This is a genomic window from Streptomyces akebiae (assembly GCF_019599145.1).
Lineage (GTDB): Bacteria > Actinomycetota > Actinomycetes > Streptomycetales > Streptomycetaceae > Streptomyces > Streptomyces akebiae.
This window is the reverse complement of record NZ_CP080647.1, coordinates 4,892,116-4,910,066: the sequence shown is the minus strand read 5'-3', so window position 1 is coordinate 4,910,066 and position 17,951 is coordinate 4,892,116. Positions and strand designations below refer to the sequence as shown.

General features: G+C 73.8%; 4 protein-coding genes. 1 reads left to right on the top strand and 3 read right to left on the bottom strand.

Annotation, left to right across the window (positions count from 1 at the left end; translation table 11 throughout):
- Positions 1-114 precede the first annotated feature (114 nt).
- On the top strand, positions 115-1,920 hold the full coding sequence (locus tag K1J60_RS21085; RefSeq protein WP_220647561.1) for a lysyl oxidase family protein: 1,806 nt from the start codon (positions 115-117) through the stop codon (positions 1,918-1,920).
- 89 nt (positions 1,921-2,009) lie between these two features.
- Here the strand turns inward: K1J60_RS21085 and K1J60_RS21080 are convergent, their stop codons facing one another.
- The 3 genes from K1J60_RS21080 to K1J60_RS21070 form a co-directional block, all read right to left on the bottom strand.
- Entirely contained in the window at positions 2,010-3,527 is a 1,518-nt protein-coding gene (locus K1J60_RS21080; RefSeq protein ID WP_259407839.1) for an MFS transporter, read from the bottom strand.
- A 129-nt stretch (positions 3,528-3,656) separates the two neighbouring features.
- On the bottom strand, positions 3,657-4,931 hold the full coding sequence (locus K1J60_RS21075; RefSeq protein WP_220647560.1) for a sensor histidine kinase: 1,275 nt from the start codon (positions 4,929-4,931) through the stop codon (positions 3,657-3,659).
- 337 nt (positions 4,932-5,268) lie between these two features.
- Entirely contained in the window at positions 5,269-17,910 is a 12,642-nt protein-coding gene (locus tag K1J60_RS21070; protein WP_259407838.1) for a non-ribosomal peptide synthetase/type I polyketide synthase, read from the bottom strand.
- Between the last annotated feature and the right edge of the window lie 41 nt (positions 17,911-17,951).

Sequence of the window (17,951 nt, the reverse complement as noted above, 5' to 3'; positions counted from 1 at the left end):
CGGTCGGCCGGGGGTGCGTGGGGGTGCATCCGCGAGGCCTACCGGGCTTCGGCCGTCGTCCGTGGGCTGTCCAGTCCGATGCCCCTGACCAGGGCACTCGCAGACGAGGAACCGATGACCAGCCAGATGACCAGCCCCTCCAGCCCGACCGGACCGACCGATGCGGCGAGTTCGACCACCCCGACCGGGGGCAAGGACCGCCGCCGTCGCCTGAAGCGCCCGGGCCTCGCCGCCCTCGCGTCGCTCACCGTGGTCGCCGCCGTGGCCGGAGCCGCTCCCGGCGCCGGTGCCGCACCGGCCGCGACGCCCGGGAAGCCGCAGCTCAAGCTGATCGCCGCGTCGAACTCCGTGACGCTCACCCGCTACGAGTGGGACAACGGCGTCAGCCTCCAGCTCGGGACCTACCTCTCGGTCGACAACGCGCCCCTGGAGTTCCAGGTGACGCGGAAGTCGTACAAGGACCCGATCGTCGCCAAGCAGATCCTGCGCGACGGCAAGAAGACCAAGACGAAGACACTGCCGACGGGGACCGTCGACGACTTCTCCGGGCTGAAGGGCTTCCTGGAGGTCTCGGTCAAGAACGCGGCCGGGGAGGAGGTCGTGAAGAGCGAGGGCAACTTCTGCCCCAACAACGCCTCGGGCCGGATCCGCCCGGACGCCCCCGCCACCAACCACTATCCGCAGAGCTGCTCCACCAACCCGTGGACGCTCGGCTCGGTGTGGGGTGTCGAGAAGGGCTGGGCCACCAACACCACCAACTGGGACTACGACCGGACGGTGGACCTGCCGGCCGGTGAGTACACGGCCCAGGTCGGGGTCGCGAAGAAGTACCGCGACCTGTTCGGCATCCCCGACGACCGGCCGACCATCAAGGTGACGGTGCGGGAGGAGCGCTCCGAGGAGGGCGGGGAGGGCGGCGGCGTCGGCATGGCCCCGTCGAAGTCCTCGTCGTCCTCCGCGCACCACGGCGGTCACGGCGGCGGTCACGGCTCCGGCCACGACACGCAGTCCGCCCCGGCCGGACAGCCGGCCCCGGACAACCACCACTACGGCCCGCGCGGCGCCGACGCCCCGACGCCGCCCGAGATCTCCTACGCCCTCAAGGACCGGGGCCTGGCGAACCACCTGGGCGACGGCAAGGGCCACACCGACGGCTCCCGCATCGCGCCCGCGCTGCAGGCCGCTCCCAAGCGCCCCACCGGTAAGGCGGGCGCCCCGGCGAACGTCCCCAAGCCGGACCTGCGGTCGCTGCCCGCCTGGGACATCGCCATCACCGACGGCGAGGACGGCGACGTAGCCGGCAAGGACTACCTCGCCTTCAGCGCCAACGTCTGGAACGCGGGCCCCGCGCCGCTCGTCGTCGACGGCTTCCGCAAGCCGGGCGCGGACCTGATGGACTCGTACCAGTACTTCTACGACGCGAAGGGCAAGCAGGTCGGCTACGCGCCCGCCGGCACCATGGAGTGGGACCCGCGCGAGGGCCACGAGCACTGGCACTTCACGGACTTCGCCAGCTACCGCCTGCTCAGCGCCGACCAGACCAAGGAGGTGCGTTCCGGCAAGGAGGCGTTCTGCCTGGCCAACACCGACGCCATCGACTACACGGTGAAGAACGCCAACTGGCACCCGGAGAACACCGACCTGTCCACCGCGTGCGGTTCGCAGGACGCCATCTCCGTCCGTGAGGTCCTCGACGTCGGCTCCGGCGACACGTACACCCAGTACCGTCCCGGCCAGTCCTTCGACATCACCGACCTGCCGAACGGCACGTACTACATCCAGGTCATCGCCAACCCGGAGAACCGTCTCCAGGAGACCAACCACAAGAACAACATCGCTCTCCGCAAGGTGATCCTCGGCGGCACGGAAGGGGCCCGCACGGTCCAGGTCCCGCCGCACGACCTGATCAACGCCAAGTAACAGCGGCCGGTCCACTCGCGACTGCACGAACCCCCAGGCCCGCCCGGACCTGGGGGTTTCGCCGTACTACGAGGAGCCGCGCGCGGTTCTCACGCCTTGACCGCCGCTCCGGCCTCCCCCGCCCGCTCCACCGGGCCTCCGGCGCCCGCCCGCGCGGTGTCCGCGCTCCCGGCGTCCGGTGCCGCGACGGCCGCACGGCGCTGCGGGATGAAGGAGGCGAGGAGGAAGGCGAGGAGGGCGGCGCCGGCTCCGATGGCCATGACGACCTTGAAGCCGTTCTCGGAGGGGAGGGCGTAGCCGCCGAAGTCGGTGGTCATCTGGGCGAGGATGACACCGGCGAGGGCGCTGGCGAACGACGTGCCGAGCGAACGCATCAGCGTGTTCAGGCTGTTGGCGGCGGCCGTCTCGGACTCCGGCACGGCACCCATGATCAGCGCGGGCATCGCGCCGTAGGTGAAGCCGACACCGCCGCCGATGACGCAGGAGACGAGGATGAGGTGCCAGACCTCGCTCATGAGGACGATGTTGAGGCCGTAACCGGCGGCGACGATCAGGGCGCCGACCATCAGCGTCACCTTCGGCCCCTTGGCCTTGGTGAGCCCCGCGGACACGGCGGACATCACCATCATCACCAGACCCTGCGGCGCCAGCACCAGACCGACGGCCATCATGGACCTGCCGAGGCCGTAGCCGGTCGCCTCCGGCAGCTGGAGCAGCTGCGGCAGGACCAGCGACATCGCGAACATCGAGAAGCCGAGCGCCACCGAGGCCAGGTTGGTGAACAGCACCTGGGGGCGGGCGGTGGTCCGCAGGTCGACCAGCGGCTGCTTGGCCCGCAACTCGTAGAAGCCCCACGAGGCGAGGATCACGACCGCGGCGGCGAACAGCCCCAGCGTCGTACCGCTCGTCCAGCCCCAGTCGCCGCCCTTGGAGACGGCCAGCAGCAGCGAGACCAGTCCGGCGGACAGGCCGAGCGAGCCGACCAGGTCGAAACGGCCGCCGGTGCGGACCTTCGACTCCGGTACGACCATCAGGACCAGCAGGAAGGAGAGGGCGCCCAGGGCGGCGGAGGTCCAGAAGAGCAGGTGCCAGTTCCAGTTGTCCGCGATGAACGCGGCGGCGGGCAGCCCGAGGGCGCCGCCGACACCCAGCGAGGCGCTCATCAGCGCGGTCGACCCCGCGAGCCGCTCGGCGGGCAGCACGTCCCGCATGATGCTGATGCCGAGCGGGATGACGGCGGCGGCCAGCCCCTGCAGACCCCGGCCGATGATCATCGGGACGAGTGAGTCGGCCAGGGCGCAGACCACCGAGCCGGACACCAGCAGGACGATGCTGAGCAGCAGCATCCGCCGCTTGCCGAACATGTCGCCGAGCCGTCCCACGACCGGCGTGGCCACGGCCGCGGCGAGCAGGGTGGCGGTCACCGCCCAGGCGGTGTCGGACGCCGGCGCGTCCAGCAGTCTCGGCAGCTCCGGCACGATCGGGATGACCAGCGTCTGCATCAGCGCGACGACGATCCCGGCCAGCGCCAGCACCGCCACCACGGCGTTCGGCCGCGAGGGGGTACCGGCCCCCGCGACGGCGGGTCGGGGATGGGCGTGGGACATGGCAGGGCCTCCGTAGGAAGAACAGGGCGGGGCGAGAAGGGTGAGAAGGACGAGACGAGAAGGGGGCGTAACAGGCCGGCGTTTTGCTTGACTTAGTCAACCGTAAGTCTATTGCTTGACTTACGCAAGTTAAATCTGGTCGATGTCGAGGTCGATGTCGATGTCGAGGGCCGGGAGCGGCAGTTCGGCCACCACCTCGAAGCCGCCGTCGGGGCGTGCTCCCACGCGGAGGTGCCCGCCGGCGGAGTGGGCACGCTCCCGCATGCCGAGGAGGCCGTACCCGCCGCCTCCGGAGGAGGAGGGCCTGGGACGGGCGGTGCCCGGGCCGGCGGCGTCGTTGTCGTTGTCGTTGTCGTCGTCATTGGAGACGGTGAGGCGGAGTCGCGTCGAGGTGTAGGCGAGGTGGATGTCGGCGGTGCGGGTGGACGCGTGCTTCGTGACGTTGGTGAGGGCCTCCTGGATGATGCGGTACGCGGTGAGATCCGCGCCGACGGACAGCGGCCGGGCCTCGCCCTCACTGGTCACGGTCACCGTGAGACCGGCGTGCGCGAACGAGGCGGACAGTTCGGGGAGTCGGGCGAGACCCGGTGTGGTGTCGGCGGCCTTGCCCTCCTCCCCGTCCGCACGCAACAGCCCGACGGTGGCCTTGAGTTCGCGCATCGCCGAGGCGGTGGTGCCGGAGAGTTCGGTGACGAGCCGCGCGGCCTCGTCGGGCCGGGTCCGTACGAGGCGGCCCACCGTCGTCGCCTGGAGGTTGGCCAGCACGAGGTGATGGGCGACCACGTCGTGCAGATCCCGGGCGATCCGCATCCGCTCCTCGGTGACCCGCCGCTTGGCCTCCTCGTCCCGGGTCCGCTCGGCGTGCTCGGCCCGCGCCCGCACTGCCTCCAGATACGCGCCCCGCAAGCGCGTCGCCGTGCCCAGCGACGTCGGCAGCAGCAGCCAGGCCGTGGGTCCGAGCAGCTTCAGCACCAGGGGCTCCCCGTCCGGCCCGGCGACCAGGCCGGTCAGGACCAGGGCCGCGACACCGGCGAGGGTGAAGGAGTTGGCCGTCCTGCGGCTCGTCCGCACCGCCAGCGAGTACAGCGCGACCACCGACGGTGCCAGCAGGAGAACGGTGGGCAGATACCCGATCGCGCACGCGGCGACGGAGCACATCAACGTCACCACCACCGTCGTGCGCGGACGAGTGCGGCGCCCGAGCAGGGCCAGGCAGGACGCCCCCGCCAGCAGCACCCCCGGCCACCAGGGCGCGTCCGGTCCCTGGCCGGGCAGCGTGATCAGGCTGCCGGAGATGGAGCAGGCGAAGAGCGTCGGCACGAGGGCCGCGTCGGCGGCACGACGGAGGGCTTGAGGGATGGGGTCGGTGGTGCTGAGGGTGATGGTGGTTCCGTAGGGATCCATGGGTGGGTTTCCTGGGAGGGGGAGGGGGCGGACAGGAGGGGTGGAGAGCCTGCCGGTGTGGTGCCTGCCGGAGTGGTGGTGCACCGGTGGCCCGGCGGTGGAACGGGGGGAGTATTCCGGCCGCCGGGCCACCGATCGCGCCGTGCCCCGTCCCCACGGGTCCGGCGCGCTGGGGTCGCTCTCCGCTGGGGGCGACCCCGGTTCGAGGGCTCCTTATTGCTTGACTTAGGCAATCAGATGAATTTACTTAAGTCAAGCAATCTTGAGCCCGAGGAGGTGACCTGGTGGCCCGGCCGCGCTGCGGGCGTAGGCCGGGCCACCGGTCAGTGCCCTGTGTTCACCCGGTGTCCCGGCCCGCTTCGGGCGCTCCACCCGGCCGACGGGCATGCCCATGCCCTGACGGTGGCGGCGGCAGAGCCACCAGGGCCTCCGGTGGGACGGTGTGGTCGAGGAGGTGGAGGGGCGCCGGGCGGACTCCGGCCGCTTCGGCGGCGTGCCAGTGGGCGAGGGCGCGCGGGAGGTCGACGAGACCGTGGATCAGGGGGAGTTCCGCGCCGGGGTCCGAGGCGCTGTCGGGGGCGGAGCGGGTGAGGTGGGCGTGGAGGAGGGACTCCAGGCGGCAGGAGGCGAGGGTGTCGGGGAGGTGGAGCGCGAGGTGGTGCTGGGTGCGGGCGGTGGCATGGCCGGTGAGGGCGGCGGCCGGGAGATCCGGGGACAGGTGGGTCTCGGTGGAGTCGAGGGCCAGCAGGCCGCCTCCCACGATCAGCACGTCCCGCTCGCGCCTCATCCGCTCCAGGGCCCGCGCGGTGTCGAAACAGTGCGGGAAGGAGTCGTCCACGACGATCGTGCCGGGGCGCAGTCGGTCCACGTCCAGCAGGGCCGTCGGGCCGCCGCTGACCGCGGTGACGATGAGGTCGGACGTCTCGTAGACCTCGGTGGGGAGAGTTCGGGGGTCGGTGGACTCGACGACCCGTACGGCCGTCGTGGGGTGGTCGGCCGACAGGTCCGCCGCCAGGCGGTGGAGGCGGGGGGCGCTGCCGGGGACGTCGCAGAGCAGGAGGCGGGCCGGCGGGTGAGGGCTGAGGGAGAGCAGCAGACGCAGGGACGACGTGCCGATGGAACCGAGGCCGACGACGGCGAGGGTCAGCTCGGCCAGGTCCCGGTCGGTCGCCCGGAGGGCGGCCAGGACGGTTTTCACCACGGCGACGGTGGTGGCCGCGTGGCCGGTGGTGAGGGTGGTCGGAGGGGTTGAGGTGGTCCGTGGTGTGGATGTCGCCGAGAGTTCCCGGAGGACGTCGTAGCCGTAGCCGGTGAGGGACGGGATCATGCCGGCCAGGGAGACGCAGCGCGCGCCGAGGGACGCGGCGTGGTCCACGGCGCGGGCGGTCAGGGCGGGCAGTGTGCTCGGGCCCAGGTCGGTGGGGAGCGGCCCGGTCAGTTCGTCCGCGAAGAGAGGGAGCGAGACGAAGCCGGATCTGCCGAGGGGGGTGGTGACGCTCTCCAGGACTCTGGGGCGGCCGTCCGGGAAGAGGAGGGCGCGGAGCTGTGCGCGGCTCGGGACCGCGTGCGCGGGGAGCCCGGCGAAGGCGGCCAGCTGGTGCGGGGCCGGGAGGTAGCCGATGAGGGCCGAGTCGAGGGCGGCGTCGAGGGCACCGTCGAGGGTGGCGTCGTCGCGGCGGGGTTCTTCCAGTTGTCCGCGCAACTCCCTTGCGAGGCGATCGAGTTCGTCGGCGGTCACGGCCTTCGACGACGCGCGGGCCGTGATGCTCAGGCCCTCGCCGTCCGGGGCGGGGCGTACGGCCAGGAAGACGTCGGTGCCCACCGGTGGCGGGGCGAGTTCGGTGTCACTGTCGTCGGCCCGGAGCGACAGCGTGGTGTCGGGGGGTGCGCCGAGGGAGCTGAAGTCGAGGAACGTGAAGAAGAACTGGGCGGTACGGGGCAGCCCTTGGGGCGTACGGAGGTCCAGGGGGCCGGCGGCGCGGGCCGCGATCGTCTCGGCGGTGATACGGCGGAGGTCCTCGTCGAAACCCGGGGCGGGGCGGGTGCTGTCGGACGGTGGCACCGGGCGCAGCGCCACCGCCTCGGCGAACGGACCGAAGACCCGGTGGGCGTCGTCGGTGGTCTCGTCCCTGCCGGTCACGGCCAGGCCGAGGATCAGGTCGCGGCGGCCGGTGAGGGTGGCGAGGGCGCGGTAGTACGCGGTGAGGACGGGGGCGTGGAGCGTGGTGCCCGCCGTCCGGGCGAGGTGGCGCAGGGCCCGGGTGCGGTCGGCGTCGAGGGCGACGGTGGTGGTGTGGAAGGCGGGGGTGTTCCCGTCGGGGTGGGCCCGGAGGACGGGCGGGGTGTACGGGGCGTGCTGGCGGGCGCGGTAGTCGTCGGACGTCGGGTCCGGAATCGGTGCCGGGCCCGGAGTGCGGGCGTGTGTGGTGCGGCGGAGGACGTGGTCGCGGAAGGTGGAGGTGAGGGGTGCCAGGCCGTGAGGGAGGCCGCGTTCGAAACGGCCGTACACGGTGAGGAGTTCGCGCGTCAGGAGGGCCGCGCTGTAGCCGTCGCCGATGAGGTGGTGGGCGTGGACGAGGAGGACGTGTTCGTCCGGCGCGACCGTGAAGAGGCGCAGGCGCAACAGGGGCCAGGCCCAGGGTTCGAAGCGGCGGCTCGCCTCCTCGGCCGTCCGTTCCTCCACCAGGCCGGGGTCGGCCAGGGCCTCCGTCTCGACGGGAAGCCGTAGCGAGGCGGGGAGTTCCTGTTGCACGGGTGGGCGCGCACCGGACGGGAAGACCGTGCGGAGCATGGGGTGCCGGGCCATGAGGACGTCGACGGCTCGTTGGAACAGGTCCGGGTCCAGGGCGCCGTGGATACGGAAGCGGGCCAGCCAGGCGGGGTTGGGGCCGGTGCCGGACGCGAGCGTGTCGGCGAGGAGGAAGCCCTGTTGGGAGGGGGTGAGGGGGTAGGGCGTGAGGGGGGAGGAGGCGGGGGTGGGGATGTGTGCGGGTGCGGGTGCGGGGATGGGTGTGGGTGTGGTCTGGTGATCGGTCTGGTGGCCCTCGGCCGGGGTGGTGTCGATGGCCGTGGCCAGGGCCGTCAGGGTGCGGTGGGTGTAGAGGGCGGTCGGGCGAGGCAGTGCGGGGCGTTCGTGGCGTAGTCGCGAGAACAGTTCCAGCACGGTGATGGAGTCGCCGCCGAGGGTGAAGAAGTCGTCCTCGCGGCTGATCTCGGACGCCGGCAGGTCCAGCAGCGCGGACCAGGTGCGCGCCAGCAACTGCTCGGTGGGGGTCGCGGGCGGGGTGCGCCGGGGGTCGGGGAGCGTGGTCTCGTCACGGGGAGCGAGGCGGTTGCGGTCGATCTTGCCCGTGCCGGTCAGGGGGAGGGCCGGGAGGGAGTGGACGCGGGCGGGGAGCATGTACGGGGGGAGGGTGCGGGAGAGGAAGCCGCGCACCTCGCGGGGGTCGAGGCCGCGAGGGGCGGCGGTCTCGCCTCGGTGGTGCGTGCCGGTCCTGGGCTCCACGTACGCCTCCAGGCGTCCGTCGCGCAGCAGTACGGCCGCGCGGGAGACGCCCGGGTGGGTGAGCAGGGCGGCCTCGATCTCGCCGAGTTCCACGCGGTGACCACGGACCTTGACCTGGTCGTCGAGCCTGCCCAGGAACTCCAGTACCCCGTCGGCCCTACGGCGGACGCGGTCGCCGCTGCGGTACCAGCGGCGGCCGTCCCGCTCGGTGAAGGCGGCGGCGGTGAGGTGGGGATCGCCCAGGTAACCGGGGGTGAGTCCGGTTCCGGCGATGAGGAGTTCGCCGGGTTCGCCGGTGGCGCACTCGTGTCCGTCCTCACCGATGACGGCCAGTTCCGTACCGGCGATGGGGCGGCCGATGGGGAGGTGGCGGACGTCGTCCGCCGGGCGGGTGTCGATGATGTGGCAGGTGGCGTTGATGGTGGTCTCGGTGGGGCCGTAGAGGTTGGCGATCCGGCCGACGGTGCCCGGGAGGTCGAACCAGCGGCGTACATGGGCGGCCGAAAGGGCCTCGCCGCCCACGTGGACCCAGCGCAGGGCGGAGAGGTCGGGGACTGTGCCGCCGTTCCGGCGGGCGTGCTCCTCGGCGGCCGTGAGCAGCCGTTCCCACAGGGTGGGGACCGAGCTCCAGACCGTGATCCGGTCCGCCACGACGCGGTCGAGCAGGGCCTCGGGGTCGCGCAGCAGGTCGCGGGAGAGGGTGTGCACGGTCGCGCCGACCAGCAGGGGTGCCAGCAACTGCCGTACGGAGGCGTCGAAACAGGCCGACGCGGTCTGGGCGAGCCGGTCGCCGGGGCCGTAGCCGAAGGTGGCCAGTGACCAGTCGAGGTAGTTCGTCATCGACCGGTGGGTGATGGGGACGGCCTTGGGGCGGCCCGTCGAGCCGGAGGTGAAGATGACGTAGGCGATGGCGTCGGGGGCGGGGGGCGGGGGTGCGAGTTCGGGGGCGGCATCGGGTTCGTGGCCCCGAGGGGAGTCGGGGACGGGGTCGGGCACGGGGACGGGGGTGACGCCGTCCAGGGTGGTGGCCGTCGGACGGGTCGCCGGGTCGCAGACCAGGACGCGGACTCCCGTGCGGGACAGCTGGTCCCGGTGCCGGGCGGCCGGGTGGGTGGCGTCCAGCGGTACCCAGCCGGCGCCCGCCCGCAGGATGCCGACGACTCCGGTGACCGTGGCCGTGCCGCCCGGTTCCGTGAGGAGCCCGACCAGGTCGCCGGGGCGTACGCCGTGCGCGCGCAGCCGCGCGGCGAGGGCGGCGGAGGCGGCGTCGAGGGCGGCGTAGGTGAGCGTGGTCCCGTCGTCGGCGGCGACGGCGACGGACCGGGGGGTGGCGCGGAACTGGGCGCGGAGACGGTCCACGATGCCGCCGTCACCTGAAGCGACTGCGTTGTGGGGCGGGGCGGTCGCCGGGGCGGGGGGTGCCGTGGTGGCGGCCCGCAGTTCCGTGACGTACTCGTCGGCGAGGCGTCGTACGGTCTCGGGGCGGAACAGGTGGGCCGGGTGGTTCCACGACAGGCGCAGGGCCGCGTCGGCCTCCCAGCAGAGGAGGCCGAGGCGGGTGGCGGCGGAGGCGGTGGCCGCCGCCGTGGGGGTGACGGTGACGGGCCAGTCGGGGCCGTGGACCACCGGGAACCGGGCGAAGCTGAAGCCCGCCTCGGCCGCCGTGCGCGGTGCGGGGCCCGTGGTGGGGCGCACCTCGGACAGCAGCCGGGCGAAGTCCGTGCTGCTCAGGGTCGCGTGGGCCTCGGCCTCCCGCCAGATCCGTCGCAGCCGGTCGGCGAGCGCGGTGACCGGTTCGGCGGGGTCGACGTCCACGAACACCGGCAGGGTGTCGGCCAGCGGCCCCACCAGACGGTCGATGCCGACGACCGGCGACTCCCGCCGCGCCCGGGCCACATTGACCGCGACGGCGCGCCGTCCGCCCCACCGCGCCAGACAACGGCCGTACACCGCCAGCAGCAGGTGGAACAGCGACACCCCGTGCCGCGCGGCCGTCTCGCGGAGCGCGGTGGTCAGTTCCTCGTCGATCTCGGTGCGGTGGTGGGTGAGGGGTGGGGTGGGCGGTGCCTCGGGGTCGCCGTCGTACGGGAGGGAGGGGCGGGAGGTCGTGTGTGCTGCCAGGCGGGTGCGCCAGTGGTCCAGGTCCTCCGCGTACGACGGGGACTGGCGTTCGGCGGTCAGGGCGGCGGCGTAGTCGGTGAACTGGGCTGGTGGTGAGAGGAGTTGGGCGGGGTTCTCGCCGCAGGCCAACGCCGTGTAGAGCGACCAGAGTTCCTCGGCCATGAGCTTGAGGCTGAAGCCGTCGGCGGCGGCGTGGTGGACGACCAGGAGCAGGTGGGCGAGGTGTGCGTCGTCGCGGTCGTGGACGAGGACGGCTCGCACCGGGTCCTCCGTCCTCAGGTCGAACGGGCGGTTGCAGAGGTCGTGTTCGAGCTGCCGTGGATCGTGCGGGTGGGGGTCCCGTATCTCGTACCAGCGCGGTGCCGCGTCGACGGGACCCGCCGGGGCGGCGTACTGGTTCGGGCGCGCGCCTCCGTCGTCGGTGATCCGCATCCGCAGCATGGGGTGGCGTGCGGAGAGGTGGGCGAGTGCGTGGCCGAGGAGGGTGCTGTTCAGGGGGCCGCTGATGCTCTGCCGTACGTAGCCGTAGGCGGTGAGGCCCTCGTGGAGGGTTTCGGTGGTGTGGAAGGCGAGTTGGAGGGGGGTGAGTGGGATGAGTGGGGTGGTGAGCGGGGTGAGGGGGGCCTTGGTCGCAGGTGTGGGGTGGGAGACCGGCTGTGGGGTCGGGGTGGGTGGGGTCGTGGCCAGGTGGGTGGCCAGTTCGGTGATCGTGCGGTGTTCGAAGAGGAGGGTGGCCGGGAGGGGGCGGTCGAGTTCGCGTTCCAGGCGGCGGGCGAGGTCGACGGCGCTGAGGGAGTCCAGGCCGAGGGTGAGGAACGGTTCGTCGTCGCCGATGTCCTGCGGGGGGCGGTGCAGGGCGTCCCCCAGGAGGCGGCGTATGACGGTGGTCATGTGGGAGGGGCTGGGGGTGGGGGTGTGGGGGTGCTTGAGGGGGTGGGGGGAGCTGTTCGTGGGCGGGTGCGGGTTCGTCGTGGCTGGTCGCGCAGTTCCCCGCGCCCCTTCGGGGCCTGCGGCCCCTGCCGGGGAGCTGGGGGCGGGGGGCGTGTGGTGCGTGGCTGTTATCAGGACGTGGGCCGTGTCCAGGGTGAGTGCCCTGTGCAGGCCCGTCAGGGCTTCCCGGGCGGTCATGGGTGTGAGCGGGTGGGGGACCGTGTGGGAGCGGGGGTGGGGGCGTGAGGTCGTTCCGCCGGCCAGGCCCGTGTCGGTGACGGGGCCGAAGGCCATGCTCTGCCAGGGGCGGCCCGCGGCGCGTTCGGCGGTGGCGAAGGCGTCGAGGAAGGCGTTGGCGGCGGCGTAGTCACCGAGGGCGCCGGCCAGGCCCGGCAGTACGGCGGAGACGGACGAGAACGCGACGCATACGGCGTCCTCCTGGCCGTGCCGCCTCAGCGCCTCGGCGAGCAGCCTCGTACCGCGCACCTTCGCGCCGAGTACGGCCTCGATCTCGTCGTCCGGCTTGCCCCGCAGGCTGCCGGGGCGAGCCGTGCCCGCCGCGTGGAACACGGCGTCCAGGGGCGGCAGACCGGCCACGAGTTCGTCGACGGCGTCCGCGTCGGTGATGTCGGCCGCCTGGTAGCGGGCGAGGGCGCCCAGCGCGCGGAGTTCGTCGAGCAGTGCGCGGGGCGGGGTGAGGGTCCGGCCGGTGAGGACGAGCGTGGGTGTGCCGCGTTCCGCGAGGTCACGGGCGAGCGCGGAGCCGAGGCCGCCCGCGCCACCGGTGATCAGGTAGGTGCCGCTCGCGGGGAGAGGGGTGGGCGCGGGGATGGGCGTGGGGATGGGGATGGGGGTGCGAGTGCCCGTGGTGGGCGCGGTCGTGCGGGCGAGTCGGCGGCCGGCTCGCCAGGCGACCGTGCCGACGGCGTCCGCTTCGGCTCCCAACTCGCGCTCCAACGCTTCGAGTTGGGGGTCCAACCCGTCCCCGGTCGACAGGTCGATGCTCAGCGAGGTGAGGCCCGGATGTTCCTCGGCCAGGGCCAGGGCGAAGCCGTGCAGGAGTGCCTGTTCGGGGCGCGGGCGGTGGGACGGGTTGCCCGGGCCCGTGCCGGACTCCGTGCCGGACTCCGTGCCGGACTCCGTGCTGTACGCGTCCTCGGTGACGAGCAGCAGGCGGGTGGGCCGGGTCAGCGGTGTGTCGAGCGTGGCCAACACCTGGCGCAGGGCGGAGACGGCCATGGCGGTCTCCGACTCCGGGCTCGTGGTGCGACCGGTGCCACGGGAGGCATCGGAGGCATCGGAGGCACCGGAGGCATCGGCGAACCACAGCACGGCCTCCGGGGCGATCGCCCGGTCCGGTGCTTCCGTCCTGCCTTCGTAGGGGTCCGGCGTCTGCGTCGGGTCCAGCACCGTCACCCCGCGGCCCGTGAGCCGGGCGGTGAGGGAACGGCGCAGCGGGGTGTCGGCGCCGGTGAGGCGCACGGCACGGGGGCCGGGGGCGGCGGTCAGCGGGGCGTCGCGCCAGAGGAGGGGCCGTGGGGTGGGCGGCTCAGCGGGTGAGGGCTCTGACGCTGCTGCTTCGGGTGCCGGTGCCTGCTCTGGTGCCGGTGCCGGTGCCGGTGCGGTGTCGAGGCGTCGCGGCCAGTGGGGTGCGCGCTGGAAGGGGTACGTGGGGACGGGGACCCGCCGCCGTGTCGTGTCCCGGGCCGGAGCCGCCGGGGACAGCGGGGTCCCATGGGCCCAGAGCCGACCGACGGTGTCGAGCAGGGCGCCCGCTCCCTGCGTCGCCCCTTCGTCGGCCTCCAGCGCGGGCAGGACGGTCGTCTCGGCGGCTGTGACGGCGGGGTGGGCGGCGACGACCGCGTGGATCGGGGCGGAGAGGGAGGCTCCGGGGCCGAGTTCGACGAACGTGTCGTAGCCCTCGTCGAGGAGCCGGGCGACGGCGGGCCCGAAGCGGACGGGGCGGATCGCGTGGTCGCGCCAGTAGCCGGAGTCGGGGGTCAGGTCGGGGGCCCAGTGGCCGGTGACCGTGCTCAGGAGGGGGACGGTGGCCGGGTGCACGGTCAGGGCCTTCGCCGCGGTGTGGAGGGGGTCGAGCACGGGGTTCAGCAAGGGGGAGTGGAAGGCGTGGGAGACGGGGAGGCGCCGGGCGGCCACGCCACGGGCGGTGAGCGCCGCGACGGCTCGTTCGACGGCCTCGGTCCCGCCCGACAGCACGACCTGCGTGGGTGAGTTGACGGCGGCCACGGTGAGCGTGCCGTCGGAGTCGGCGACCAGGGCGGCGACGGTTTCCTCGTCTCCCCGTACGGCCGCCATCGCGCCCGGCGTGGTGAGCCTGCCCATCAGGCGCCCGCGTTCGGCGGCGAAACCGACCGCCTCGGCCAGGGGCAGGGCGCCGGCGACGCAGGCGGCGGTGATCTCGCCGACGCTGTGACCGACGACCGCGTCCGGCGTCACACCCCACGCGGCCAACTGCCCGGTCAGCGCCACACCGAACGCGACGAGCAGTGGCTGCGCCACCTCGGTCCGGGCCAGGGCCTCGGGCTCGGCGCCCTCGTCCAGACACCAGGCGGCCAGACTCCGCCCCAGCACCGGCCCCGTGAGGGAGGAGGCCTCCTCCAGAAGGTCCCGGAACACCGGCGCCGAGCGCCACAACTCCCTTGCCGGACCGACCTGTTGAGCCCCCTGCCCGGGCATGACGAACACGGTCTGCGACCGCCCCCGGACGTGTCCCGTCACGGTGCGCCCCGTTGCGAGCCGCTCCGCGAGGTTTCCCTCCGCCACCACGGCCAGTCGGTGCGGTCCCTCGTCGCGGGCGGTGTTGACGGTGGCGCACACGTCGCCCTCGTCCAGTTCGGGGTGGGCCCGCAGATGCGCGGTCAGTTCGGCGGCGGCCACCCGCAGGGCGCCCTCGGTCCGGGCGGACAGGGTCAGCAGGTGCGGGCCGTCGGCGACCGGAGCCGCCGTGCCGGCCGGTGTGCGTGGGGGCGTGGGTGTCGCCGCGAGCGGGTCGATGGGCGCCGGGTCCGTCACCGTCCTGTTCCCGCCGGGCCGGGCCGCGCCCCGGGGCGCCTCCTCCAGGATCGCGTGGGCGTTGGTACCGCCGAAGCCGAAGCTGTTGACGCCGGCGACCAGGGGGCGGCCGTCCGGGCTGGTCCACTCCTCCTGCTCGGTCACCAGGCGGAAGGCGGGCGCGGTGTCGGCCAGGAAGGCCGCGGGCGGGGTGGCGTGGGGGGACGGCGGGAGCGTGCGGTGCGCGAGGGCGAGGGCGACCTTGACCAGCGCGGGCATTCCGGCCGCGTTGAGCAGGTGCCCCACGTTCGTCTTCACCGAGCCGAGCCGCCGCGTGACCCCGTCGGCGCGGGGCGGGAACGCCTGCCCGAGCGACCGCGCCTCGACCGGATCACCGATCGGCGTACCCGTCCCGTGCGCCTCCACGTACGACACATCGGCCGGATCGACACCGCACTCGTCGTAGGCCCGGCCGATCACCTCGCGCTGCCCGCGCGGGGTCGGCGCGAGGAGGCCGAGCGAGCGGCCGTCGTTGTTCACGGCCGTGCCGCGGACGAGTGCGAGGACCGGGTCGTCGGCGGTGCGGGCGTCGTCGAGGCGGGCGAGGACCAGCGCCGCGCCGCCCTCCCCCGGGACGAATCCGTCCGCGTCGGCGCCGAACGCGCGGCACCGGCCCGTCGGCGACAACGCGCCCGTCGCCGCGAGGAGACGCCGGCCGGTCGACGTCAGGCCCAGGTTGACGCCGCCGACCACGGCGAGGTCGCACTCGCCGGACAGCAGGCTGCGCCGGGCCAGGTGCAGGGCGACGAGGGCCGAGGAGCAGGCCGTGTCGACGGCCAGGGCGGGGCCGTTGAGGTCGAGCACCTGGGAGACCCGGGCGGCGATCAGGTTGGGCAGGTTGCCGGTGAGGGCGGCGGGATGGCGGGTGAGGTCACCGTCGGCGGCCTTGGCGAGGATCTCCCGGTACCCGCTGTCACCGGTCGCCGCGAAGACCCCGACCCTGCGGCCGGCCCGCCGGGGCCCCGCGTACCCGGCCCGTTCCAACGCCTCGTGCGCCAGCTCCAGGAAGATCCGCGCCTGTGGATCGGTCGCCCGCGCCTCCGCGTCGTCCATCCCGAAGAAGCGGGCGTCGAAGGCCCCGGGATCGGCCAGGCGTCCGACGGCGTCCCCGCCGGACGCGAGCAGCTCCCAGAAGTCCTCGGGTGTGTCGCCGCCGGGAAACCGGCAGGCGACGGAGAGCACGGCGAGAGCACGGGCGTCGGCACCCCCACCGTTCCCCGAACGGGCCGCAGGTCCGCCGGCCGTGAGGGGCGCCCCGCGACGGGCCACGACGTCCGCGCCCGCACCCTCGCCCTCGTGCGCTTCCTCGCTCTTCGCCGACAACCCCCACACATGCCCGGCCAGTGCCGCCACGGTGTCGTGGTCCCGCAGAGCGCCCGGCTCCACCGTCACCGCGAACACGTCCTCCAGCCCGGCGAGCACGGCCATCGCCTTGAGCGAGGAACCTCCGAGGTCGAAGAACCGCTCCCGCAGCCCCACCTCGGACACGGGCACGTCCAGCACCCGCGCCCACACCGCCCGTACCGCCTCCTGGACCTCCCGCAGCGAACGGGGAGCGCCGCCCCTGTCCCCTTCCTCCGCCCTGCTGCCTTCCTCCGCCGTGCCGTCCACCACCACAGCCGCCGTGCCGTCCACCACCACGCCCGCCGTGCCGCCCTGACGGCCCCCGCCCGCCGTGCCGATCCAGCGGCCCTCGACCGCCGCGTACTCCCCGGCCTCGAACCTCGCCCGCAGCACCCCTCGCCGCAACTTCCCGCTGGTCGTCCGCGCGAACGCACCCGGCGGCAACGGCAGGACCCGTACGTCGTCGTGCCCGAGGACCTCCCGCAGCCGACCGGTGGCGGCGCGGAGCACCGGCGCGGCGGCCGCACGCGCGGGCCGTGCCCACTGCACGAACGCGACGACCCGCTCACCCCCGCCGTCCGGATCGGTGGACCCCACGACGGCCACGGCCCCCGGCGGCAGCCCCGGCGTCGCGGCGACCGTCTCCTCCAGGTCGGACGCGTGGAACGTACGGCCGTTGACGAACACGACGTCCTTGTGGCGCCCGGTGACGCACAACCGCCCGTCCCGCAGGAACCCGAGGTCGCCCGTGCGCAGCCAGCCGTCGTCGCCGAACGCGGCCGCGCTCGCCTCGGGCGCCCGGTGGTACCCGCGTCCCAGCTGCGGCCCCCGTACCTCCACATGCCCGACCCGCGACTCGCCCGCCGGGGCCCCGGTGTCACCGGTGATCCGGACCTCGCACCCCGCCACCGGCCGCCCGAGGTCCATCAACTCCACTGCGTGCGAACCGGGTTGAGCGTCCACCACCCGACCCGAGCCGAGCGCGTCCCGGTCCAGCACCAGCGGCGTCGCGGTCTCACCCAGCGGCGGTACGGTCACCGCGAGGGTCGCCTCGGCCAGGCCGTACACCGGCAACGGGGCGCGCGGATCGAGCCCCGCCGGAACCGTGAGGGCCGTGAACTCCCGCCAGACACGCGGGGCGATGGGCTCGGCGCCGACGAGCAACAGGCGTACGCAGCCGAGGTCGAGTCCGGCGAGCGCGTCGGCGGGGACACGGCGTACGGCGAGGGCGAGGGCGAAGTTCGCGGCCGAGAGGAGGGTCGCGCGGTGGCGGTCCACGGCCTCGAACCACAGGGCGGGCCGCTTCGCGAAGGACAGCGGTTCGATCCGTATCTGCCGCACACGCGCGGCCATGGGGACCAGATGCGTGCCGATGAGCCCCATGTCGTGGAAGTACGGCATCCAGGTCGCGAGCACGTCGTCCGAGGTGATCGCCATCGCGCTACGGATCTGGCGGAGGTTGGCCAGGACCCCGGCGTGGGTCAGCTCCACGCCCTTGGGGGCGCCCGTGCTGCCGGAGGAGAACTGGAGGAAGGCGATGTCGTGCGGGGCGGGGCGGTGAGGACGCCGGGGCGGGCGGCCGTGACGCAGCTCGCTCAGCCGCAACACGCTTGCGTCGAAGGGTAGTTGCCCGCCCGCCGACTCGTCGTCCGCCAGCACGGGCGGTCTGCCGAGGAGTTCCCGGACGGGGCCGATCCGGCGGGGCTCCGGGGCGAGGGGGACGGGGACGGCCCCCGCCGCCAACGCGCCCCAGAACAGGGGCTGGAAGGTGTCGCCCCGGTCGGCGACCAGGGGCAGCGGGGTGCCCGGTGTCACGCCCGCCGCGAGCAGGCCGCCGGCCACGCGCAGTGCGTCGTCGCGGAGTTCGGCGAAGGTGACCGTGTGCTCGGTGCCGTCCCCCCGGACGTGCACGACGGTCTGGTCGGGGGTTTCCCGCGCCGCCCCGAGCAACACGTCCAGCAGTGTCGAGCCCGCCCCGCCGTTCACATCTTCATACGATCTCTCCACCGTGTGGACACTACAAGCCGTTTCGGCCGGTGGGAGGCAGG